Annotated in this window: 17 protein-coding genes, 1 tRNA gene and 1 pseudogene; 10 read left to right on the top strand and 9 right to left on the bottom strand. The window is 62.8% G+C overall.

All coding sequences use genetic code 11. From position 1 onward, the window contains the following. Positions 1–30: 30 nt before the first annotated feature. The 5 genes from nirB to FB598_RS16150 form a co-directional block, all read right to left on the bottom strand. The gene (gene nirB / locus FB598_RS16130; protein ID WP_141917040.1) at positions 31–2,604 is read right to left on the bottom strand and encodes a nitrite reductase large subunit NirB; all 2,574 of its coding nucleotides are present in this window, start codon (positions 2,602–2,604) and stop codon (positions 31–33) included. 19 nt (positions 2,605–2,623) lie between these two features. After that, positions 2,624–3,931, bottom strand: a complete 1,308-nt coding sequence (locus FB598_RS16135) for an MFS transporter (RefSeq protein WP_141916352.1) — start codon at positions 3,929–3,931, stop codon at positions 2,624–2,626. 343 nt (positions 3,932–4,274) lie between these two features. Further along, the gene (locus FB598_RS16140; RefSeq protein WP_141916354.1) at positions 4,275–4,592 is read right to left on the bottom strand and encodes a YnfA family protein; all 318 of its coding nucleotides are present in this window, start codon (positions 4,590–4,592) and stop codon (positions 4,275–4,277) included. A gap of 34 nt (positions 4,593–4,626) precedes the next feature. Continuing rightward, the gene (locus FB598_RS16145; RefSeq protein ID WP_141916356.1) at positions 4,627–5,118 is read right to left on the bottom strand and encodes an MgtC/SapB family protein; all 492 of its coding nucleotides are present in this window, start codon (positions 5,116–5,118) and stop codon (positions 4,627–4,629) included. Between the two features lie 257 nt (positions 5,119–5,375). After that, positions 5,376–6,299, bottom strand: a complete 924-nt coding sequence (locus FB598_RS16150) for a LysR family transcriptional regulator (protein ID WP_141916359.1) — start codon at positions 6,297–6,299, stop codon at positions 5,376–5,378. A 251-nt stretch (positions 6,300–6,550) separates the two neighbouring features. Between FB598_RS16150 and FB598_RS16155 the strand changes: the two genes are divergently transcribed. From FB598_RS16155 to FB598_RS16165, 3 genes are read left to right on the top strand one after another with little or no spacing between them, the layout of a single operon-like run. Then, positions 6,551–7,900 (top strand): MFS transporter, encoded by a 1,350-nt coding sequence (locus tag FB598_RS16155; RefSeq protein ID WP_141916361.1) that lies wholly within the window; start codon positions 6,551–6,553, stop codon positions 7,898–7,900. Between the two features lie 40 nt (positions 7,901–7,940). Beyond that, the gene (locus FB598_RS16160) at positions 7,941–8,606 is read left to right on the top strand and encodes an RraA family protein (RefSeq protein WP_141916364.1); all 666 of its coding nucleotides are present in this window, start codon (positions 7,941–7,943) and stop codon (positions 8,604–8,606) included. Positions 8,607–8,654: 48 nt separating this feature from the next. Further along, a complete protein-coding gene (locus tag FB598_RS16165; protein ID WP_141916367.1) occupies positions 8,655–9,812 on the top strand; it encodes an alpha-hydroxy acid oxidase in 1,158 nt (385 codons plus the stop codon). A gap of 145 nt (positions 9,813–9,957) precedes the next feature. Here FB598_RS16165 and FB598_RS16170 read toward each other — a convergent pair whose 3' ends face one another. Then, the gene (locus FB598_RS16170; protein ID WP_141916369.1) at positions 9,958–10,161 is read right to left on the bottom strand and encodes a hypothetical protein; all 204 of its coding nucleotides are present in this window, start codon (positions 10,159–10,161) and stop codon (positions 9,958–9,960) included. 154 nt (positions 10,162–10,315) lie between these two features. On the opposite strand from FB598_RS16170, the gene FB598_RS16175 reads away from it, so the two are divergent. Both FB598_RS16175 and FB598_RS16180 read left to right on the top strand, forming a co-directional pair. After that, the gene (locus FB598_RS16175; protein WP_370455031.1) at positions 10,316–10,876 is read left to right on the top strand and encodes an SgcJ/EcaC family oxidoreductase; all 561 of its coding nucleotides are present in this window, start codon (positions 10,316–10,318) and stop codon (positions 10,874–10,876) included. Positions 10,877–11,000: 124 nt separating this feature from the next. After that, complete coding sequence (locus tag FB598_RS16180; protein WP_141916372.1) at positions 11,001–11,663, top strand: dihydrofolate reductase family protein; 663 nt, start codon at positions 11,001–11,003, stop codon at positions 11,661–11,663. A gap of 142 nt (positions 11,664–11,805) precedes the next feature. Here the strand turns inward: FB598_RS16180 and FB598_RS16185 are convergent. Together FB598_RS16185 and FB598_RS16190 are read right to left on the bottom strand one after the other, a co-directional pair. Further along, a tRNA-Ser gene (locus FB598_RS16185) sits at positions 11,806–11,895 on the bottom strand. Between the two features lie 167 nt (positions 11,896–12,062). Further along, positions 12,063–14,300, bottom strand: coding sequence for a sensor histidine kinase (locus tag FB598_RS16190; protein ID WP_141916374.1), 2,238 nt, complete (start codon positions 14,298–14,300; stop codon positions 12,063–12,065). A gap of 44 nt (positions 14,301–14,344) precedes the next feature. Here FB598_RS16190 and FB598_RS16195 point away from each other — a divergent pair, with 44 nt between their 5' ends. The 5 genes and pseudogenes from FB598_RS16195 (at position 14,345) to FB598_RS16210 (ending at position 22,191) form a co-directional block, all read left to right on the top strand. Then, positions 14,345–15,055 carry a response regulator transcription factor gene (locus tag FB598_RS16195; protein WP_255515792.1) on the top strand — a complete coding sequence of 237 codons (711 nt, stop codon included), beginning with the start codon at positions 14,345–14,347 and terminating at the stop codon, positions 15,053–15,055. A 370-nt stretch (positions 15,056–15,425) separates the two neighbouring features. Continuing rightward, a pseudogene (locus FB598_RS21000) lies at positions 15,426–16,631 on the top strand (ESPR-type extended signal peptide-containing protein); the annotation flags it as partial. Positions 16,632–16,646: 15 nt separating this feature from the next. Continuing rightward, positions 16,647–21,179, top strand: coding sequence for an S-layer family protein (locus FB598_RS16200; RefSeq protein ID WP_255464067.1), 4,533 nt, complete (start codon positions 16,647–16,649; stop codon positions 21,177–21,179). Between the two features lie 28 nt (positions 21,180–21,207). Next, positions 21,208–21,597, top strand: a complete 390-nt coding sequence (locus tag FB598_RS16205) for an outer membrane protein assembly factor BamE (RefSeq protein WP_141916379.1) — start codon at positions 21,208–21,210, stop codon at positions 21,595–21,597. Between the two features lie 108 nt (positions 21,598–21,705). Further along, entirely contained in the window at positions 21,706–22,191 is a 486-nt protein-coding gene (locus tag FB598_RS16210) for a DUF4019 domain-containing protein (RefSeq protein WP_141916381.1), read from the top strand. A gap of 74 nt (positions 22,192–22,265) precedes the next feature. Here FB598_RS16210 and FB598_RS16215 read toward each other — a convergent pair whose 3' ends face one another. Continuing rightward, positions 22,266–23,045 (bottom strand): SDR family oxidoreductase, encoded by a 780-nt coding sequence (locus FB598_RS16215; protein WP_141916384.1) that lies wholly within the window; start codon positions 23,043–23,045, stop codon positions 22,266–22,268. Between the last annotated feature and the right edge of the window lie 8 nt (positions 23,046–23,053).

Consider the following 23,053-nt stretch of genomic DNA (forward strand, 5'->3'; position numbering starts at 1 on the left):
TATCGAAGGCGTGGTTACCGTTTCATCAGATCAGGCAATTTCCGCCACCACCGGAATCTCCAGCAGCTTCTTTTCCGCCATCGTGGCCGGGCGGATCTGGCCGCGTTCCTCGACGAACCGGATGTTGCCATCGGCCGCTTTGCTGTTGACGAAGTGGCGGAAGCGCTTGCGGGTTTCCGGATCCGTCACGGCCTTTTTCCATTCGCATTCGTAGGTGTCGACCACGTGCTGCATCTCGGCTTCCAGTTCGGCGGCGATGCCCAGCTTGTCGTCGATGACCACGCTCTTGACGTAATCGATACCGCCTTCCAGGTTCTCGCGCCAGGTGCTGGTGCGTTGCAGGCGGTCCGCAGTGCGCACGTAGAACATCAGGAAGCGATCGACGTAGCGCACCAGGGTTTCCTCATCGAGGTCGGAGGCGATCAGTTCGGCGTGGCGCGGCTTCATGCCGCCGTTGCCGCATACGTACAGGTTCCAGCCTTTTTCGGTGGCGATGATGCCCACGTCCTTGCCTTGCGCCTCGGCGCATTCGCGGGTGCAGCCGGAGACGCCGAACTTGATCTTGTGCGGCGAGCGCAGGCCCTTGTAGCGGTTTTCCAGGCGCACCGCGAAGCCGACGCTGTCGCCCACGCCATAGCGGCACCAGGTCGAACCGACACAGGACTTCACCGTGCGCAGCGACTTGCCGTAGGCATGGCCGGTCTCGAAGCCGGCGGCGATCAGCTCTTCCCAGATGTCGGGCAACTGGTCCACGCGCGCGCCGAACAGGTCGACCCGCTGGCCGCCGGTGATCTTGGTGTACAGGCCATACTTCTTGGCGATCTGGCCGACCGCGATCAGGCCGTCGGGCGTCACTTCGCCGCCGGCCATGCGCGGCACCACCGAATAGGTGCCGTCCTTCTGGATGTTGCCGAGGAAGTAGTCGTTGGAGTCCTGCAGGCTGGCATGTTCCTTCTTCAGCACGAACTCGTTCCAGACCGATGCCAGCACGCTGGCGGCAAGCGGCTTGCAGATGTCGCAGCCCAGGCCCTTGCCATGCTTTTCCAGCAGGGCGTCGAAGCTCCGAATCTGGCCCACGCGCACCAGGTGGTAGATCTCCTGGCGCGAGTAGGGGAAGTGTTCGCAGACATGGTTGTTGACGGCCAGGCCCTGCTTTTTCATCTCGGCCTTCATCACCTGCGTCACCAGCGGCACGCAACCGCCGCAGGTGGCGCCGGCCTTGGTGCAGGCCTTCAGTTCGCCGATGGTGACGGCGCCCGCGGCGACTGCCGCGCACAACTGGCCCTTGGAGACATTGTTGCAGGAGCAGATCTGCGCCGACTCGGGCAGCGCATCCACGCCCAGGCCTGGTTTGGCCTTGCCGTCGGATTGCGGCAGGATCAGGAACTCCGGCGACTCCGGCAGCTCGATCTTGTTCAACATCATCTGCAGCAGCGTGCCGTACTCGGCGGCGTCGCCCACCATCACCGCGCCCAGCAGGTGCTTGCCGGATTCGGAGACCACGATCTTCTTGTAGATCTGGCGACGCTCGTCGGTGAACTGGAAGGAGCGGCTGCCGGCCTCCTTGCCGTGGGCGTCGCCGATGCTGGCCACGTCCACGCCCATCAGCTTCAGTTTGGTGCTCATGTCGGCGCCGTTGAAGGCCGGTACTTCGACCGCTTCATCCATGTGCGATAGCAGGTGCTTGGCGGCGGTGCGGGCCATGTCGTAGCCGGGCGCCACCAGGCCGAAGATGCGGCCGTTCCACAGCGCGCATTCGCCGATGGCGTAGACGTTCGCATCGGAAGTCCGGCAGCTGTTGTCGATCGCGATGCCGCCGCGGTCGCCCACTTTCAGGCCGGCTTCGCGCGCCAGTTCGTCGCGCGGGCGGATGCCGGCGGAGAACACGATCATGTCGGTTTCCAGGTGCGAGCCATCTTCGAAATTCATGCGGTGGGTGTGGTTCTTGCCGTCCACGATCTCCACGGTGTTCTTTTGCGTATGCGCGGTCACGCCCAGCTCTTCGATCTTGCGGCGCAGGATGCGGCCGCCGCTGTCGTCGACCTGCACCGCCATCAGGCGCGGCGCGAACTCCACCACATGCGTTTGAAGTTCCATGTCGCGCAGCGCCTTGGCGCATTCCAGACCCAGCAGGCCGCCGCCGATGACCACGCCGCTGGTGGAGCGCCTGCCGCATTCGAGCATCGCTTCCAGGTCTTCGATGGTGCGGTAGACGAAGCAATCGCGGCGCTGGTTACCGGCCACCGTCGGCACAAAAGGGTAGGAGCCCGTCGCCAGGATCAGCTTGTCGTAGGCCAGCGTCTGTTCCACGCCGCCGATATTGACCAGCACCGTCCTGGCCACGCAGTCGATGCGCTGGGCCTTGGCGTTGAGCCTGAGGTCGAACTGCACCGGGCTCTTGCCGGCGTCGAAGAAGCCCGGCGCCACCAGCGACAGGTCGTCGGCGCTCTTGCCGGCGAAGAATTCGGACAGGTGCACGCGGTCGTAGGCCGGGCGCGGCTCTTCGCACAGGATGGTGACCTTGAGGCCGGGCGCGCCGCTCTCGGCCAGGCATTCCAGGAACTTGTGGCCGACCATGCCGTGGCCGATGACGATGATGTTCATGCTCATGTTGGGTTGCTCCTCAGGCTGCAGCCTTGTTGTCGACCAGTACCGGTTCGTCGTTCTTGTCCGATGCCGTGAAGCGCACCGCCACCGCGCACAGCGCCGAAATGGCGACCAGCACGCCCAGCATCGACAGCGTCTGTTGCGTATTGCCGATGCCTTTCATCAGGAAGCCGGCCGCCACCGCCCCGACGTTGCCGCCGGCGCCGATAATGCCGGCCACGCCGCCCAGGGCGCGGCGGTCGATGAAGGGCACCAGCGCGTAGGTGGCGCCGCAGGCCATGTGGGTGAACAGGCCGAAGCACAGCATGGCCACTACCGCGCCGGCCACGCTGCCGGCATGGGCGAACCACAGCAGGCCCAGGCCTTCGCCCAGCATCATCGCGAACAGCAGCGTGGCGCGGCGGTTCAGGCCGCCAGCCAGCGCCACCTTGTCGGAGATAAAGCCGCCCAGCGCGCGGGCGAACAGCGCCAGCAGGCCGAAGCTGGCGGCGGCCATGCCTGCGGCCTCGAACGACAGCTGGAAATGCTCGACGTAATAGATGGCGGCGATGTTGTGGATGAAGATCTCCACGCCGAAGCAGGCGCCGTAGGTGACGAACAGCATCCACACGCGGTAGTTGCCGGCGGCGGTGCGGAAGCTGGCCCAGCCGCCTTTTTTGCCGCTTTCGATATTCACGCCGGCGGCGCGCAATGCATCGAAATTGCCTTCCGGGCAATCCTGGGTGTAGCGCCAGTAGAGCGCGGCCATGATCAGCATGAGCAGGCCCGGCACCAGCAGCGCCACGCGCCAGCCCCAGCCGTGCGACACGCCCAGCATCAGCAGCGCCGCCACCAGCAGCGGCATCACGGCCTGCGCCACGCCGCCGCCGGCATTGCCCCAGCCGGCGGTGGCCGCGTTGGCGGTGCCCACCACATTGGGGGCGAACATCACCGAGGTGTGGTACTGCGTGATCACGAAACTGGCGCCCACCGCGCCGATCAGCAGGCGGAAGAACAGGAAACTCTCATAGCTCTGCGCGAAGGCCACGCCGATGACCGGCACTGCGCCCGCCAGCAACAGCCCGGTGTAGGCCTTGCGCGGCCCGAAGCGGTCGCACATCGGGCCGATCACCAGGCGCACCAGGATGGTCACGGCCACGGCGGCGATGTTGATGTTGGCGATCTGGCCGGCGCTGAGGTGGAACTCGCCCTTGATCAACGGCATCAGCGGCGCGCAGGCGAACCAGGCGAAAAAGCAGACGAAGAAAGCCATCCAGGTCAGATGGAAGGCGCGCATCTGGGGCGTGCCCAGCGAAAACAACGCGATACGGTTTGCTTTGCTCATGTTTGATCCCTAAAAGCAAAATGGCGCCCGCTCAAGCCCGGGCATTGCCTCGGGTCAAGCGGACGCCATTGTCCTTGTGCGCTGCGGATCCATCGTTAGACCAGCATCAGAAATTGGTGGGATCGCCTTTGATCCTGAACGGGTTAATGCAAAGCCCGTGCCAGCGTCATCAATCGGCCGGAAAACGCCGCTGTATGCGGTTTTACAGAGTAGGGAGAGGAGGGAGGGACGGCGCGCGGAAACACCGGCGGGGATGGATATATATCATCGCGTGATGTATTGCAGTGCATGCTGCGCGCAAATGGTGCGGTGCATTGAATCGTTTTGGGCGGGAGGCAGGCGTTTAGCGCGGCTGAAAGGCGATGATCCCCATCCCTGCCAGCGCTACGGCGACGCCGGCCGCGTCCCAGGCCGATGGGCGGATGCCGTCCACCAGCCACAGCCAGGCGATCGCTGCCGCGATGTACATGCCGCCATAGGCGGCATACACGCGTCCGGAGGCCGCATCGTGCAAGGTCAGCAGCCAGGCGAACAAGGCCAGGCTGGCGGCGGCCGGCAGCAGCAGCCAGGCGGAGCGGTCTTGCTTGAGCCACAGGTAAGGGAGGTAGCAGCCGACGATTTCGGCCAGGGCAGTGCAGAGGTATAGAAACAGGGTTTTCATTGCGGTCGTTTTCCCGTATCCGGCCGGGGCGCCATCAATCTTCTTCGCGCGCGGCGATGGCGGCGCGCTCGTGGTCGGCTTTTTTCATCCAGCGGCGGTGGAGGACATTCTCGATTCGGCGTCCGACGGTAAACAGTAGCAGCACCAGCACGGTGGCCATCAGCGCCACTTTCCACCAGCCGATGCCGCACACGATGCCCACCGCCGCCGTGACCCAGATCGAAGCCGCCGTGGTCAGGCCGCGCACTTTCTCGGACGCCTGTTCATGGATGATCACGCCGGCGCCGAGAAAGCCGATGCCGGTGATCACGCCCTGGATGGCGCGGCTGACCGCATCGTGGCTGTAGCCGTCGGCCGTGAGCGCGAAGTTCATGCTGGCCATGGTCGCCAGCGCCGAGCCCAGCGCCACCAGGCCAAGTGTCTTCATGCCGGTGGGCTTGCCGCGCAGGTTGCGGTCGATGCCGATGGCGCAGCCGATCAGCATGGCGATGAGCAGGCGCAGGAAAATCTCGAAGTGGTCGCTCATGGTATCGGCCTGTGGATGTCTGCTAAATAAGTTGCGTCGCTGTTTGTATGCATGCGTGCATGTCATGGATTGGCCAGGCACGCCCCGGCCGTTCCTGGCGATTGTCGAGCGTTCAGATGGGCGTTCAGATTTTAGTGTCTTTTTTGACCTTGCCCCGGATTTTTCTCCGCGACTGGGCCGATGGGAGTTGAAGATGTCTGCCAGCTTCTTGCGCTGCCGGGATGCATCAAGTGAGCATCAAGGGCGCATCAGGCGTCTCATCGCGCAACCGGTTCATCGCCCAGGTACGGTTGCGCCATCTGCTCGCCGAAGATCTGGCGGCACAGTGTGTCGACGATGGCGATGGAGCGGCTGGTGCTGGTGGTCGGCTGCTTGTGCGTGAGCCGATAGCAGATATACGGGGGCGGCGGGGCGCTCAGTTCGCGGATCATGTACGGGCCCTTGTCCAGCGCGGCGCGCGCCAGCCACAAGGGCACGATGGCCCACTGGCTGGGGTGGTGCAGCATAGAAAGGATCAGGTGGCCGCTATCGAGCTTGATGCGCGACGGCGTCAGGGGATCCCACCACTGGTCATGCCAGGCATCGAAACGGCGGCCCCAGGGGACGAACAGCTCATGGTCCGCCGACAAGTCCTGCGGGCGTACCGTCTGGCCTTTCCTCGCGGCCTTGCCGTCCAGGCTCAGGACCACCATGGGCGAGGAGAAAAACACTTCCGCCGAGACGTTGGCCAGGCTGCGCTCGCGCAAGGTAAAGGCCAGGTCCAGTTGCCGCTGTTCGATTTTTTCGTACATCTCGTCGGAGTGCAGCGTGCGGATTTCCATCTTCATCGACGGATGTTCGGCATGCAGCGCGCGATACAGGCGCGGCAGCACGAACACGTTCAGGCTGTCCACCGCGCCGATGGTCAATGACAGCCGGGGCCCCTGCGAACCGAGGATTTTGGCTTCGCGCGAGATCAGGCTCCATTGCTCGGCCAGTGTCGCGAACTCTTCGCCGCTGGGCGTGAGTTTCACCTGCCGCATGCCTTTTCCGCGTTCGATCAGTTGCATGCCGAGTTCCTCTTCCAATGCCTTGATGCGCTTGCTGACCGTGGTCTGGGTCAGGCTGAGTTCTTCGGCGGCAGCGCTCAGGCTGCCGCTGCGGATGATAGCGAGGAAGGTCTCGATGGCTTGTGAAAACATGGTGGCGGGAAGCTCGGGCAGAGGGCGTTGATACCCATGATAGTTCTTTAATCGTCTTTAAATAGTCTTTTTATGACTATTTTATCGTCATATTTGTCATTTTACTGGTAAAAATATCCTATTTAGAATTCGCCCAAAGCCGCGCGGGAAGCATCGCGACAATCCCAATACACAAGACGCGCGCCCACCACGCCAGCCACATTCCAGCCACATTCGCGTGTGGCAACGATAATCACATTTGGAGATACCGGATGAACCAACCCCTGGCCGATGCCGCCGCATCCACTGCTTCGACGCCTGCAAGGCCGACCCGTTTTCGCTGGGTCGTGGCCGGACTGATTTTCCTGATCTATACGATCGCCGCGGCCGACCGCGCCAACATCGGCGTGGCGCTGCCTTTCATCCGCAAGGAATTCGCGATGAGCAACACCGAGGCGGGCGCCTTGCTGAGCCTGTTCCTGTTCGCTTACGCCCTGGCGCAGTTGCCGTCCGGTTTTGCCACCAGCCGCTTCGGCGTGCGCCGCATCTTCTCGGGCGCGATGATCCTGACCTCGGTGTTTACCGGCATGATCGGCACCACTACCTCGATCCTCGGCCTGAAGATCTACCGCTTCGCCCTGGGCCTGGCCGAAGGCCCCCTGCCGGTGGGGATCGCCGCCACCATCAACAACTGGTTTCCGCCGCATGAAAAGGGCACCGCCAGCGGCATCTTCCTGTCGGCGGTGAAATTCGGCCCGGTGATCGTGCCGCCGATCTGCGCGGCCATCATCGCCATGTGGGGCTGGCGCGAGATCTTCATCTTCTTCGCCGTGCCCGGCATCATCTTCTCCATCATCTGGTTCTTCCTGGTCACCAACCATCCGTCGCAGAGCAAGCATGTGTCGGCGGCGGAACTGGACTACATCACCGGCGCGCTGGCCCAGGCGCAACAGCAAGCCGCTGCTGCGGCAGCCCGCCAAGCCGCGCCCGCCTGGCTGGACAAGTTCGTGCGCGCCCGCAAGCTGGCCCCGCTGACCGACAGCAAGAGCGTGTTCCGCTCGTGGAATGTGCTGGGCTGCGCGCTGGGTTACTGCTTCCAGCTCGGCATTTCCAATGTGCTGCTGGCGTGGATCCCGACTTACCTGCTGAGCGTGAAGAAATTCTCGGTCATGAACATGGGCTTCGTTGCCGCCGCACCCTGGGTGGGGGCGGTGATCGGCAACCTGCTGGGCGGCCTGGTATCGGACCGCCTGCTGGCCAAGCGCCGCAAGCCCGGCATGATGCTCTCGGCATTGGCCACGGCCGGCATGATGTATGCGCTGATCAACTCGCCAGCCGATCCGGTGGGCTATGGCTTGCTGCTGTTTGCCACCGGCGTGCTGCTGAGTTTCGGTTTCTCAGCCTACATGGCTTACCCGATGGGCGTGGCCGACAAGAAGACCTTCCCGATCGCCAGCTCGGTGGTCAACATGGGCGGCCAGATCGGCGGCGCCATCGCCCCGCTGGCGACCGGGATGCTGCTCGACAGCTATGGCTGGGACTATGTATTCGCCTTCATGGCGATCGGTTCGCTGGCCAGTTTCGTGGTGCTGTTGACGATTGCCGAACCGGTCGAGGCATGAGCGCCACGGATTTCTCCCGATTCCCCACCTGAGGCCAAGCATGAGCAATCCATCTTTCATCATCAATCCCGCGCCGGCCGTGGCCGAGGCAGGCGTCGTCGATGCCCTGCGCGGCATCGTGGTCTCGCACCTGAGCGATAACCTGCAGCGCCTGTCCGGCGTGACCGCCCTGCAGCGCATCCATCGCTCTACGAAACTGGTCGGCACGGCCTTCACGCTGAAGACGCGGCCGGGCGACAACCTGCTGATCTACAAGGCGCTGACGATGATGCAGCCGGGCCATGTACTGGTCGTCGATGGCGGCGGCGAGGCCAGCAATGCACTGGTCGGCGAGCTGATCATGCTGTACGCGCAGCAACGCGGTTGCGCCGGCTTCGTGATCGATGCCGCGGTGCGCGACACGGCCGCTTTCTACGCGGCCGACTTCCCTTGCTACGCGCGCGCTGTCAGCCATCGCGGCCCGTACAAGAACGGCCCGGGGCAGATCAATGTGCCGGTGTCCATCGACGGCCAGGTGATTGGCCCCGGCGACCTGATCGTGGGCGACGAAGACGGCATTGTCAGTTTCCCGCAGGCCGAGGCCGCCGCGCTGATCGCCGCCGCCCGCCAGACCGCCGCCAACGAAGACGCGATCAAGGCCGAGATCGCCAACGGCAAGCTCGAACAGGCCTGGCTCGACAAGGTGCTCAAGCCCTTCGGTCTTTAACCATTTATCCGCCGGATACCCGCCGTAAACTCCATCCTGACGGAGAACATGTTGAGCAGATCGATGAAGCGTTTCCTGTCGCTGCATGATTTCGAGCCGGCCGCCAAAAGCCGGCTTCCCGTTCCGCTGTATGCCTATGTCTCGGGCGCGGTCGAAGACGAGCAATCCGTCAACGCCAACCGCAGCGCCTTTCGCCGTTATGCCTTCAGGCCGGATGTGCTGGTCGACGTTTCCCAGGTCGATACCTCGGTGACGCTGCTGGGCCAGCGTTACGCTTGCCCGGTCGGCATCGCGCCGATGGGGCTGGCGGCGATCACCAGTTACCGCGGCGATGTCGCCATGGCGGTGGCGGCGCGCAAGGCCGGCGCCCCATGCATCATGAGCGGCTCCTCGCTGATCCGGCTGGAAGAGGTCATGGACGCGGCCCCGGGCACCTGGTTCCAGGCTTACCTGCCCGGGCAGCCGGCCCAGATCGATGCGCTGATCGCGCGCGTTGCCGCCGCCGGCGTGGAAACCCTGGTGCTGACGGTCGATACCCCGGTCGCGGCCAATCGCGAGAACAATATCCGCGCCGGCTTCTCGACGCCGCTGCGTCCCAGCCTGTCGCTGGCGTGGCAAGGCGTGTCGCATCCGCGCTGGCTGTGCGGCACCTTCATCAAGACCCTGCTGCGGCACGGCATGCCGCATTTTGAAAACAACTACGCCACGCGCGGTGCGCCCATCATGTCATCCAATGTGCTGCGCGATTTCTCCGACCGCGGCCACCTGAACTGGGCGCATGCTGCCGATGTGCGCAGGAAATGGAAAGGGCCGCTGGTGATCAAGGGCATCCTCAACCCGGCCGACGCCAGGCGCGCCAGGGAGATGGGGGCGGACGCGGTGATCGTGTCCAACCACGGCGGGCGCCAGCTGGACGGCAGCGTGGCGCCGCTGCTGGTGCTGCCGCAGATGGTCGAGGCCGCCGGCGGCATGCCGGTCATGATCGATAGCGGCGTGCGGCGCGGCACCGACGTCCTGAAGGCGCTGGCGCTGGGCGCCAAGGCCGCCTGGATCGGCCGGCCCTTCAACTACGCCGCCACCGTGGGCGGCGAGGCCGGGGTCAGCCATGCATTGAAACTGATCCATGACGAGATCAGGCGCGACATGGGGCTCTTGGGCGTGACCCGCCTCGATGCCATCCGGCGCGATCACCTGGCCGATGCCTGAACTGGACGGATGCGGCGCGCGCCGGCCAGGAAAAGAGAGAAAGAGCGTCAGGAAGAACGCCAAGCGGATATTGCGGTGGCGCCATGGAAAACGCCGCTACGAATGACTTCGTAGCGGCGTTTTCTTTGCCGGTTCAGCGATCGGTTCAGCTTCTTGGGCGCGGGGAGGCGTCCCTGGGCTTGACCTCTTCATTGGCCGCATCCTCGACCGATTGCCGGTAGCGGGCGGAGTTTTCGCGATTGATCTGGTATTGCGCTTCGGCATGGTCATAGGCCAATTGCTCCGCCGGCGACCTGCCGCAACCGCTGATTGCCGCTGCACAGGCGGCCACAATCAAGAACTGACGCATCGTTATCTCCGTTATCGTTTTTATTGCTTTCGGGGAAGAATACTCCTTTTGTTTCCAAGCGGCAAACATGTGCCAATTTGGGATGCTGCTCCCTTGATCTGGCAGGGGAAGTCGTATTTTTTGGGCATTGGGAGGCATCTCCGGAATGGCATAATTGGCCGATGCCCTCATGCGGGGGACGTATGTGCCAAAGAAAATTCCAACAACCCATTGGCTTGCCTGGAGGGGAAATGAACAAGTTTTTTTGCGTGTCAGGGGCGGCGCTGCTGCTCTTGTCGGGGTGTGCATCAATGCGCGGCGCGGAGCAGAGCAGCCTGTTGACGAGGTGGCTTGCCACAAGACGGACGAGCGGGAAATCGCGGCCTTGTTTGATCGCTGGAACGCTTCGCTGCAAACCAACGACCCTAAAGCGGTGGCAGCCAACTATGCGGAGGACGCCATCCTGTTGCCGACGGTATCGAGCAAGCCGAGACTGACAACGGCCGAGCGCATCGATTACTTCGAATACTTCCTGCAGAATAAACCGGTCGGCGCAATCGACATGCGCCGCATCTATATCGGTTGCAATACTGCAGTCGATACCGGCCTCTATACATTCGCACTCAAAGCCAGGTCGGTCGACGTGCATGCGCGCTATACCTATACGTATCGCTGGGATGGCGGGCAATGGCTGATTACCAGCCACCACTCCTCGGTATTGCCGCCATCGCCGTAATTGCATGTCCGGCGCCGGATCTTTTTCGATGCGGCTCATCGGTCTGTTGTCAGGCGGAACGGCGAGCCAGCTGGATAGAAACTTTTTCCCATCAAGATGGTTAAGCGTCTGAACGGAGGCAACGATGACACGAGTTCGCGTTGAGGGCTTCAGCGTTTCGCTCGACGGATACGGCGCAGGTCCGGATCAAGACATTAACAATCCGCTCGGCGTTGGCGCGACGGAACTGCACCAGTGGCTCATTCCGACACGCACGTTCCAGCAGGCCTTGTTCGGCACGGACGGCGGTACGGCCGGGGTTGACGATGATTTTGCGGCCCGTGGCTTTCGCAATGTCGGCGCCTGGATCCTGGGACGCAACATGTTCAGCCCCAATCGTGGGGACTGGCAGGACACGAACTGGAAAGGCTGGTGGGGAGACAATCCACCGTATCACGTCCCGGTCTTCATCTTGACCCATTACGCTCGTCCTTCCATCGAGATGGCGGGCGGCACGACGTTCCACTTCATCACCGGAGGCATTCGCGAGGCGCTCGATCGTGCGCGCGCGGCGGCGGCCGGCATGGATGTGCGGATCGGCGGTGGGGCACACACGATCCGGCAGTATCTGCGCGAAGGCCTCATTGATGAACTGCATGTTGCGATCTCGCCGGTTTTGCTCGGCCGGGGCGAGCCGCTGTTCGAAGGGATTGACTTGCCGGCTCTGGGATACGAATGCGTGGAGTTCGTGGCGTCGGAGAAGGCCACCCATGTCGTCCTGCGGCGACAAGCGCGCGGGGATGCCTGATCATGCGTTGAAGGTGAAGGCCGAAAAGCTCACGCCATGTTTGATCCGATTTCGCCGATGCAGATCATCCCAATGACGTTTGGGGCCGATTTGTGGACAGAAATGAAGAACGGGCCTGTAAGGCCCGTTCTATATGGTGTTCTGGCGGAGGCTGTGAGATTCGAACTCACGGACGGGTCACCCCGTCGGCAGTTTTCAAGACTGCTGGTTTAAACCACTCACCCAAACCTCCTTGGCTGCGGATGCCTGCTGCGGGGCAGGCATCGCGAGGGGCGCATTATACATCACTTGCGCCGCGCCAAAACCTTTCCGGGGGCTGCAGCCTGTTCGCGTTTTCGCCGGGGGCCGGCCGCATGACCGTTGACGATGGCGGCCGGGTTGGCCGCTTGCCCGGGGAGTCTAGGCCGCGCCGCCATTTGTCGCATCCGGGATGCGGGAAGCATCGGCCCGCGGCAGGGATATCCTGATTTCCAGGCCATGCGGAACGATGTTGGCTACTTCCACCACGCCGCCGTGGCGTTGCGCAATCTGCCGCACCAGGTACAGGCCAAGACCGCTGCCCTTGGCCTTGGCGTGGCGTCCACGCCGGAAGCGGGTGAACAGTTGCGCCAGTTCGTCTTCTGGCATGCCTTCTCCGTTGTCGCGCACGACGATATCTATCCATTCCAGCCGCTGGGCCGCGACCAGGCTGACCTGGGTTCCCGGGGCGGTATGGACGATGGCATTGGTCATCACATTGGCCAGCATCATCTGCAGCCATAACTCATCGCCGGCGACATGCAGGCCAGGGGCGGCGGGCTGGATCAGGAGCGAATGCTCCGCTGCCAGGCGCTGGGTGCGCTTGGCCGCATAGTCGATGATGTCCTGCAAGGGGATTGCCGGCTTCGGGAAAAAGGCGCCGGACGATTCGAAACGTTCGATCACCAGGCATTGCTCGACGATGTCGATCAACTCGGCCACGGCGCGTTGCATTTGTTGCTGGCGTCGCGGATGCGCCGGTCCCGGGGCATGCAGCCCGGCTTCCAGGATGCCCAGCGGCGCGCCGAAATCGTGGGAGACGGTCAGGAAAAACTGCCGCTGGCTTTCCCAGGCTTCCCTTTCGGTTTTCAGGGCCTCCGTCAGTTTGTCGTGCGCCACCGAAAGTTCTTGCTCGATGATGCGGCGCCGGGAAATCTCGCTTTCCAATGCCCGTGTGCGCTGCGCGACCTTGATTTCCAGGCTGTGTTCCGAATGTCGCAGGTGCCTGACCAGGTCGTCCTGGGCGCGCTTGCGTTCTTCGCGCATCGTTTTGACTTGACGGATGACCGCCAGATTCATCAGGATGATGTGCAAATAGGTGGAGAACGGCAAGATGTTGCGCGAAATGCTGTTGCCTTCGATCAGGCCGGCATTGTGGGCGATAAACACCGGCGCGCTGAGGATCTGGACCAGGAACGCGCCGAGATAATAATACGCGGCGGCTTCGCCTTTTCTGAGCAGCTTGTAGCTGATGATGCAGGTGAAGACAGCCTGCGCAAAGTAGGTGGCCTGGATCAGCGGCGAGGCGATCTGGAACGCGCCGCTCACGGCGATGAGCGAGGCACCGATGGCCAGGATCCAGGAAATGTTGACGTAATCACGGAACAACCGCGGGTAATGCAGATCGGCGCGCGCCACGCGCAGCATTTCGGCGCCAAAGCCGATGCCTAAGGCCATGCCCATTCCCACCAGCGGATGAAAAAGGGACAGCGGCAGCCATGTCGCGGCAAAGCCCATGCCAAGGGATTGCGTCAGCGCCGAGCAGAACACGTAAGCCGCATACACCAGATACAGGCGGGTCTTGAGATACAGGCCGAAGATGGCATTGGACAGGGCGGTGATAATCAGGCCGCCGAAGAAAATGCCGAACAGCAGGCCTTCCCATAGTTTGGATGTCGCAAACGCCGGCGGCCGCCACAAGGTGGCGAACAGGGCGCGGGTGGTTTTGGTTTGCAGCAAGACATACAGGTGCTGAGGCTCTTGCCGCTCCTCAAGGTCGAGGAAGAACACTGGATTCCGGTAGGCCAGGTCGCGCATGGTGGGGGCGACCTGGCTGCCGGCTTCTTTATAGGAGTAGGAACCATTCTTGTCTTTGCTGTAAAGCCGGACCGAATTCACATAGGGCGGGCCAAATTCCAGCCACCATTGCCCGCCGCCACCATGCGCTACCGTCAAATCGATGCGCAACCATAGCGGACCACCGAAGCCGGCCGCCAGGTCTGCCGACAGGGGCTTGAATTGATCGCGATAGGTGGGCGCGTCCAGATCTTCCGGAGACAGCGTCCTGCCGGCCGGATCGAATACCGACATCATCCGTGTCAGGTCGATTTGCTGGATATCTTCGTTGAGGGCGGGAGCGGCGATTGCTGCCGGAAGACCGAATGGAAAAAAAGAAAAAAACAACAACAGGAACAGTTTTTTCAGCACGTCCTTATGTGAATTGTGTATTTGTGAATTTTTGTAAATTTTCAAGATTTTTTTTCTGTATAAATACGAAAAGATTCTCGTAGTAAATAGCAGATACACATTGGTAAAGTTTCTAGTTTTCTCTCTGGTGAGAATACGGATGAGCACTTTACCACCTCTTTCTTTAATCGGCCCAGGCCAGATTTTTTGCAAGGAATCGCATTATTTCTTCCCTATAACCGAATAGAAAGTTTCACGTGAACATTCTTGTCATCGAAGACCACTTAGATTGGCGCGATATGATGATTGAGCATCTTTCCAGTCACGGTTTGTCCGTGCGTGCAGGGGGGACACTGCGGGAAATGAAGGATGCTTTGCAGGCGCAGACGCCGAATATTCTGATCCTTGATCCAACATTGCCAGACGGCAATGCATTGCCCGAATTGGCCGACCTGCGCCAACGGTTCCCATCGATGGGCATCGTCGTCGTCACTGGCCGTATTCAATTGCAGGACCGGGTGCGCAGCCTGGGAAGCGGCGCCGACTATTACCTCACCAAACCGCTCAAGTTGCCGGAATTATCGGCCACCTTGACCGCATTGTCGCGCCGCTTGAGAACCGCCCCCGGAACTGCCGCGCCGGCCCAGGTGACCTGGAAATTCGACCGCAAGACCGGCAACCTGACCGGCCCGGAAGGCATCACGCTCACGTTCACCGATCGCGAAAGCAGGATTTTTTCAGCCTTGCTGGAAAGCCCGCATTTCCCCATCAGCAATACGCGCTTGTTGCAAACGCTGGGCGTATTGAACGATCGTCTCGACACGCATCGCGTTGATGCCCTGGTGTATCGGATTCGCCGGAAGTTGCGCGCCTTGCCCGGCGTGCCGATCGGCATCCGCAATATTTATAGCGAAGGATATATCTGCACGCATACCAACGCGATCGATTTTGTCCAGATTGCGGAATGAGGGGAGTGTTGAAGGAAGGACTTTGACGGGGTTTTTAGAGGGGGAGGGGGAGGCATTTCTGGCAACGCATGACAAGAAAATCGAGGCGTGCCAGAAAAATGCCGCATCGCCGGCCCGCAGCACAGCGTTGCTGCGGCGCCGGAATCGATGCCACAACGCCAGGCGGACGCGGGCGCCCAGCCCGATGTGCATCCGGCATTACTTCGGGGGAGGAAGGCGAGGGGGAAAGATGTTCACTAATAAGTCAGATGCGCCATAAACCAAGAACAACGTAGTTCTGATCGAAAAAACCGAGGCGAGTTGAAAGGTATCGGAGGCCAGTCCTGACCGATAGGGGTAACTCGCGCCTATGAATTGATAAGGGGTGACAATGAATCGCGCATTCCACACCATCTGGAGCCATGTTTCCGGTACCTGGGTAGTTGTATCCGAACTGACATCGGCCAAGGGCAAGCGCAATAGCGCAGGGCGTTGTGATGCTGGCGCATCAGCAGATGTCTCGACGGTTGCCACGGCCGACGATATCGATGCATGGCAGTGGATAACGCGGGCAGTGGCCTTGTCGGTGTCGCCGATTGCACTGTCGCTGGCGCTGTTCAATCCTACGTTGGTTTATGCCCAGGTCTCGACCACCGGGAATAATCAGGGTTTTGCGATAGGCAGCGCTTCAGCCGGAGCCACTTGCGTCGCAATCGGCGGATCGGGGACATTCGCTGCGGTGGCTACGTGCTCCAACGCAGACTCTCTGGCCGTGGGTAACGGCGCGAGGGGAACTGCACAGGCCGCTACGGCCCTGGGAGCGTCGGCCAACGCAGCGGGGGCGTATTCGACTTCTCTCGGCGGTAATTCGACCGCTTCAGGGGTTCGCGCGACCGCAATCGGTGCGTTTGCGGCAGCATCGGCAGATTATTCGTTCGCTGCAGCGGCCGGTGCGAATGCCTACGGCCCCCAAAGTATCGCCATCGGCAAGAGTGCCGTGTCCGGTGTCTCGGGATCAACAGCGATTGGCAACGATGTCGCCATCGGCAATAGCGCGCAGGCGACGGGCGGCAATACCTTCGCGGGCGGTAATGGCGCGAGGGCTTCCGGCGGGCAAGCCGTGGCTCTTGGCGCCAACACAAATGCTTCAGGCGGCGCCAGCGTGGCGGTCGGCAACAACGCTGTTGCATCGGCTTCTGCGGGGGTTGCTGTCGGTTACGGTTCCACTGCAGCGGGCAGTTATTCGTTCGCGGGCGGCAATGCGACCGCTTATGGAAATCAAAGCATTGCCATCGGCAAGAGTGCCGTGGCCGGTGTATCGGGAGCCGCGGCAACGGTCCTTAACGATGTAGCCATCGGCAACGCAGCCATGGCCACTGGCGGCAATTCCATCGCAGGCGGCAACACGGCGACGGCGTCGGGCGCCGCTGCCATTGCACTGGGCTTGAACTCCGTGGCGTCAGGCAGCCAAGCGATTGCCATGGGCAATGACGCGCAGGCAACAGGCGCGAATAATGCCACTGCGGTGGGTAACGGCGCACAAGCTACTGGCGCCAATACGTCGTCAGCCTTTGGTTCCGGCGCTAAGGCTTCAGGTACGTCCAGCACGGCCTTGGGCTCCAATGCACAGGCTTCGAATTTCAGTACTGTCGCCGTAGGTATCGCGGCGGCGGCTTCCGGCAGTTACTCGATTGCCGTTGGCCGGCTTTCCAACTCTTACGGTGATCAGAGCATTGCGATTGGCCTGAGTGCGGTCGCAGGCGTATCGGGATCGGCGGCCACGATCACCAACGATGTCGCCATCGGCAACACGGCAAAAGCGACCGGCGGTAATTCCATCGCGATCGGCAATACCGCCGTCGCCGATTCGGCCGGTGCGGTGGCTATCGGTTTGGGGGCTACCGCCACCGGCGGCAAGGCCGTATCGATCGGTTTGGGCAATATCGCCAGCGGCAACGGCGCGGTCGCCATCGGCGACCCCAACAATGCGACCGGCACCGGCGCGGTGGCGATGGGCGCCGATAACACCGCCAACGGCCAGGGCGCAGTCGCGCTCGGCAATACCAACACGGCCACCGGCCAGGGTTCGGTCGCTTTGGGCAATGCTTCGCAGGCGCTGGCGGCCGGCGCCCTGGCGCTGGGCGATACCGCCAAGGCTTCGGCAGCCAACGGCGTGGCGCTGGGTTCCAACGCGACTGCCGCCAATGCCAACGATGTGGCGCTGGGCGCGGGCAGCGTGACAACGGCTGCGGTCGGCACTGCCGGCGCCACCATCGGCGGCGTCAACTACGGCTTTGCCGGCGCCAGCCCGGCCGGGGTGGTCAGCGTCGGCGCCGGCGGCGCCGAGCGGCAGATCACCAACGTCGCGGCGGGCCAGCTTTCGGCTACCTCGACCGATGCCGTCAACGGTTCGCAATTGTTTGCGACCAATACCGCGCTCAACAGCATCAACAACGGCGCGGGCGTCAAATATTTCCACGCCAATTCCATCCTGGCCGACAGTCAGGCAACGGGCCTTGACTCGACTGCAATGGGACCCAATGCGATTGCGGCCGGTGTCGCCGCCATCGCAGCGGGGCGTAACGCACAAGCGCAAACCGATGGCGCGATTGCAATCGGCGATGGCGCGATTGCGAAAGGCGGCAAAGCGATTTCCATCGGTGTCGGCAATACCGCCAATGGCGATGGCGCGGTGGCGATCGGCGATCCGAACGTGGTGAGCGGCACCGGAGCGGTCGGCCTGGGGGCCAATAACACCGTCACCGGAACCGGCGCTGTCGGCTTGGGCAATGCCAATACGGCGAACGGAGATGGCGCCCTGGCGATCGGTAATACGAATACGGCCAGCGGCATCGGTGCGGCCGCACTGGGCAACAACAATAGCGCAACGGGCGATGGCTCCCTGGCCATCGGTATCAATAACAATGCCTCCGGTACGGGTTCCCTGGCGCTGGGCAACAACGTCGTGACCAGCGGAAATGACACGCTGGCATTGGGAACGAATGCGAAGGCCACGGCGCAAAGCGCGACGGCAGTTGGCAATAACGCGGTCGCAAGCGGCACGATCTCAACCGCTATCGGTAATAGCGCCTTGGCCAGCGCGGCCAACAGCACCGCAGTGGGCGAAGGTGCGCAGGCAACCAATGTCAGCACATCGGCGTTCGGTAATGCCGCAGTTGCGGGAGGCTTGTATTCGACGGCGATTGGTCGCGGCGCAAATACGTCGGGACAGTATGCGACCGCACTTGGCTTTGCATCCGAAGCCAGCGGCAGCGGCGGCGTGGCACTGGGTATTGGCGCGCTTGCCAATCAGGACCAGAGTGTGGCATTGGGGTCTCTGTCCAGCGCAACCAGAGGCGCCAACACCGGTTATACGGCCTTTGGCCTTTCTTCGGCGCAAACTTCGATTGGTGAAGTCGCCGTTGGCCGGTATCTCTTCACCGATCCCGACAACGGCACTGTTTATACGCAGGGCGAACGTCAGATCACAGGCGTCGCCGCGGGTAGCGCGCCAACCGATGCGGTGAACGTGAGCCAACTTACCGGCGCGGCGGCCAACCTGGGCAATTCGATTTCGAATGTCTTCGGCGGCGCCACCAGCTACAACCCGGCCACCGGCCAGGTCACGGGCGGCTTTACCTACGCCGGCAACTCGAGTTATACCAGCGTGCAGCAAGTGTTCGATGCGCTGACGACGACCGGCACCAAGTATTTCCATGCCAATTCGATCCTGGGCGATTCCACGCCGACCGGTACCGATTCGGTGGCTGTGGGTCCGTTGGCGACGGCTTCGGCCGCCAATTCGGTGGCGATGGGCAACGGCGCCAATGCTTCGGTGGCCGGCGGCGTGGCCCTGGGCTCCGGCTCGGTATCCGACCGTGCGGTTGCGGCAACGCAAGGGAAGGTTGCCGGCAGCCCGGTGTCTTACGACACCACCGACGGCACCCTGCTGGGCGCGGTATCGCTGGGCAATGGCACCAGCGGCAGCTACCGCCAGATCACCAACGTGGCTGACGCGACCCAGGCCAACGATGCGGTGACCTTGCGCCAATTGGTGGGAGCCTTGTCTTCGTTCTCGGTCTCGGGGCAGTTGTATTTCCACGCGCAATCGCCGGTTGCCGGCGGCGCTGACGATTCAGTGGCGTCCGGCACGTATTCGGTGGCGGTGGGCGCCAGTACCGTCGCTGCCGGCAACGACAGCATCGGCATCGGGCATGGCGCAACGATACAGGGTACGGCAACCAGCGGCATCGCCATCGGCCAGGCGGCGACGGTGCTGAGCGCTGAAGGCATCGCCCTGGGCAACAACGCCAACGCCGGCGGCATCAAGTCGCTGGCGCTGGGATCGAATGCGAAGGCCAGCCTGCAGGGCGGCATCGCCATGGGCGACGATGCCAACGCCAGCGGCGTGCAAGCAATCGCAATGGGCGCCGGCGCGGTTGCCGACAAGGACAACAGCATCGCCTTGGGCAGCGGTTCTGCCACCACGGTGGGGGCGTTGACGAATTACACCGCGTACGCCTTGGCCGCGCCGCAAACGTCGGCCGGTGAAATCAATATCGGCAACCGCCAGATCACCGGCCTGGCTGCCGGCGTTGCCGATACCGACGCGGTCAATGTCAGCCAGTTGAAGGCGGTGGCGGCAACGGTGAGCGACGCCTTGCTGTGGGATCCGGCGCTCGGCGCTTTCAGTGCGGCGCATGGCGCATCGCCGACCAACAAGATCACCAATGTGGCCGATGGCACGCTGAGCGCGACCAGCACCGACGCGGTCAACGGTTCGCAATTGTTCGCGACCAATACCAACGTCACCAACCTCGGTAACGTGATCAACAATATCGCCGGCAATACGTCGGCAACCTATATCACCAACAACGGCAGCGGCGTCAAATATGTGCGCACCAACGATACCGGGCTGACGGCGGACGATGCGCATGCGTCGGCCAAGGGCGCGACAGCGGTCGGTTACAACGCGCAGGCATCGTTCGAGAATGCGGTGGCGATCGGCAATACCGCGGTGGCTTCGGTCTTCGGCGGGGTGGCGCTGGGTTCCGGTTCCGTCTCCGATCGCGTGATTGCGGCAACGAACGGCACTATGCCTGTCGGCTCGACCGGGATTCCCTACAACACGGGGGACAAGATATTGCTGGGCGCGATCTCGGTTGGCGACAGCGCTGCCGGCACTTACCGCCAGATCACCAATGTCGCCGACGGCACGCAAGCGCAGGATGCGGTCACGGTGCGGCAACTGACCGGCGCGCTGACCTCGTTTGCGACGAGCACCACCAAGTATTTCCACGCCAACTCGACCGAATCGGATTCTCTGGCAGTGGGCATCAACTCGGTGGCAGTGGGGCCCAATACGGTGGTCAACGGCGATAACGGCATTGGCATCGGCAACGGCACCGTGGTCAACATCGCGGCCGTCGGCGGCATGGCGATCGGGCAAAACGCGAAATCGCTGCAGGCCGATGCCATGGCGATGGGTAATGGCGCCATCGCCAGCGGCGCGCAATCGATTGCCCAGGGCGCCAACGCCAAGGCTGCCGGCGGTTCCAGCATCGCCATCGGTTCCGGCGCCAACGCCGCGCATGCGGACAGTATCGCGCTGGGCTCCGGATCGGCCACGACGGTCGGCGCGCAGGTCGGCTACGTAGCCTATGCGCTGGCGGCGGCGCAGACATCGGCCGGCGAAGTCAATATCGGCAACCGCAAGATCACCGGCGTGGCGGCCGGCAGCGCCGATACCGACGCGGTCAACGTCAGCCAGTTGAAGGCGGTGGCGGCCGGCATTACCAACGGCCCCGGCAATGTGACGAATCTCGGGGATATCAACACCGCGGTGACGCAATCCAAGCAATACACCGATAGCCAGATCAGCAATCTGCGCGGCGACCTGGACAAGTATCGCAACGATGCCAACGGCGGCACGGCATCGGCCATGGCGGTGGCCGGCTTGCCGCAACCTGGGGCGCCTGGCAAGAGCATGGTCGCGATTGCCGGCAGCACCTATGAAGGGCAAACCGGCCTGGCGTTGGGCCTGTCGACTTATACCGACAATGGTCGCTGGATCATCAAGGCCGCGGCAACGACAAACAGCCGCGGCAAGACCGGCGCGGTGGTCGGCGCCGGTTTCCAATGGTGATGTGCCGGATTGAAAAAGGGAAAACAACATGAGAAAAAAACTGATCGGGGCGTATTGCAAGGGGGCTTGCATGGCGGCGGCGCTGCTCTCGGTGGCGGCGCTGGCCAAGGCGCAAGAGGCCGCGCCGGTATTTCCGCCGCTGTCGGCGATCACGCTCAAGGGCGGCGTATTTCCGATCCAGGGCAACCTGAGGAAGGTGGCCATCGGGCTGAACAAGGACCAGACGAGGGACCTGCTGGGAGTGCCGCACTTCGACGAAGGCTTCTGGCGCGTGCGGGCATGGAATTACCTGTTCAAATTCCGCAAGGGCAATGACATCGTCAGTTGCCAGTATCAGGTGCAATTCGACGATGACATGCTGGTCGCAGGCGCCTACTGGAAGGATCAGGCGTGCGCCAACTTCGTCGCATCGAATTGAGTCGGATGACATTGCGTTGAATCGCATTGTCGCGAATACATCTTTATGCAGTACCCGTAGTCGATCTTTGTTCGTTGAATTGTCGTGTCACTTTATAGGAAGAGAAAAATGGCCTCATACCAATCGCTTAAGAAATCCGCTTGCATCGCTGCATTTTCCCTGGGGGCCATCATGTCGGCGCATCAGGCAGCGGCGCAATCAACCGCCTCGATCGATACCGCCGTCGCCGCGGCGACGCGCTGGGCGGTACTGGCAGACGCCAATCAAGCCGATCGGATGTGGAGCCTGAGCGGCCCCATCATGCAAAAAGGCGTGAGCAAGGAAGACTGGGTCAAGTACCTGGCCGCCCTGCATAGCGAGCTGGGCAGCGCCGGCGGCCGCGAATGGGTACAGATCGTGCGCATCAATAACCCGGCCAACCTGCCGCCGGGAGAATACGTGAATGTGGTGTTCGCCTCCCGTTTCGCTAAATCCCCGACGGTGGAGAAGGTCTCGATGGTGCAAACCGCAGACCGCTGGACGCCTGTCGGCTACGTCGTGACCAGGCTGGAAAGCTCGCCGGCGCCGGGCGCTGCCGCTCCCGCCGCACGCTAAGGCGCCTGTCATGTGATGCAATGCCTCGCCCCGCCGATTGGCGGGGCGAGGCATTGTCGCGCCTTCACGCCAACCTAGAACGTTCCCGGATAGGCGCCGCCGTCCAGCAGCAGGTTCTGGCCGGTGATGAAGCCGGCCTGGGCGCTGCACAGGTAGGCGCAGGCGTCGCCGAACTCGGCCGGGTCGCCGAAGCGGCCGGACGGGTTCTGCTTGCGTCGTTCGGCCAGCACCTCTTCCACGCTCTTGCCGCTGTCGCGGGCGGCGCCTTGTGCGGTGGCGCGCAGGCGGTCGGTCTCGAACGGGCCCGGCAGCAGGTTGTTGATGGTGACGTTATGCGCTACGGTCTTGCGCGACAGGCCGGCGACGAAGCCGGTCAGGCCTGAGCGGGCGCCGTTGGACAGGCCGAGGATGTCGATCGGCGCGCGCACGGCGCTGGAGGTGATATTGACGATGCGCCCGAAGCCGCGCGCGATCATGCCGTCCACCGTGGCCTTGATGAGCTCGATCGGGGTCAGCATGTTGGCGTCGACCGCGGCGATCCAGTCGTCGCGCGACCAGTCGCGGAAATCGCCCGGCTTGGGGCCGCCGGCATTGGTCACCAGGATGTCCGGGTCGGGGCAGGCCGCCAGCGCGGCGGCGCGGCCTTCGGGGGTGGTGATGTCGCAGGCGACGGTGGTGATGGTGGCGCCAGTCTCCGCGCGGATCTCGGCGGCTGCCGCTTCCAGCGCCTCCCGGCCGCGCGCCAGCATGGTCACGGCCACGCCTTCGCGCGCCAGCGAGAGCGCGCAGGCGCGGCCCAGTCCCTTGCTCGAAGCGCATACCAGCGCGGTTTTACCTTTGAGTCCTAAATCCATTTGTTTTC

It is taken from the genome of Herbaspirillum sp. SJZ106, from assembly GCF_006715495.1.
Lineage (GTDB): Bacteria > Pseudomonadota > Gammaproteobacteria > Burkholderiales > Burkholderiaceae_D > Herbaspirillum.

Coding starts and splice junctions, on each gene's coding strand:
- FB598_RS16180 (WP_141916372.1), top strand. CDS start 11,001: ATGACACGAGTTCGCGTTGAGGGCTTCAGCGTTTCGCTCGACGGATAC.
- FB598_RS16160 (WP_141916364.1), top strand. CDS start 7,941: ATGAGCAATCCATCTTTCATCATCAATCCCGCGCCGGCCGTGGCCGAG.
- FB598_RS16140 (WP_141916354.1), bottom strand. CDS start 4,592: ATGAAAACCCTGTTTCTATACCTCTGCACTGCCCTGGCCGAAATCGTC.
- FB598_RS16205 (WP_141916379.1), top strand. CDS start 21,208: ATGAGAAAAAAACTGATCGGGGCGTATTGCAAGGGGGCTTGCATGGCG.
- FB598_RS16165 (WP_141916367.1), top strand. CDS start 8,655: ATGTTGAGCAGATCGATGAAGCGTTTCCTGTCGCTGCATGATTTCGAG.
- FB598_RS16135 (WP_141916352.1), bottom strand. CDS start 3,931: ATGAGCAAAGCAAACCGTATCGCGTTGTTTTCGCTGGGCACGCCCCAG.
- FB598_RS16155 (WP_141916361.1), top strand. CDS start 6,551: ATGAACCAACCCCTGGCCGATGCCGCCGCATCCACTGCTTCGACGCCT.
- FB598_RS16170 (WP_141916369.1), bottom strand. CDS start 10,161: ATGCGTCAGTTCTTGATTGTGGCCGCCTGTGCAGCGGCAATCAGCGGT.
- FB598_RS16145 (WP_141916356.1), bottom strand. CDS start 5,118: ATGAGCGACCACTTCGAGATTTTCCTGCGCCTGCTCATCGCCATGCTG.
- FB598_RS16215 (WP_141916384.1), bottom strand. CDS start 23,045: ATGGATTTAGGACTCAAAGGTAAAACCGCGCTGGTATGCGCTTCGAGC.
- nirB (WP_141917040.1), bottom strand. CDS start 2,604: ATGAACATCATCGTCATCGGCCACGGCATGGTCGGCCACAAGTTCCTG.
- FB598_RS16210 (WP_141916381.1), top strand. CDS start 21,706: ATGGCCTCATACCAATCGCTTAAGAAATCCGCTTGCATCGCTGCATTT.
- FB598_RS16150 (WP_141916359.1), bottom strand. CDS start 6,299: ATGTTTTCACAAGCCATCGAGACCTTCCTCGCTATCATCCGCAGCGGC.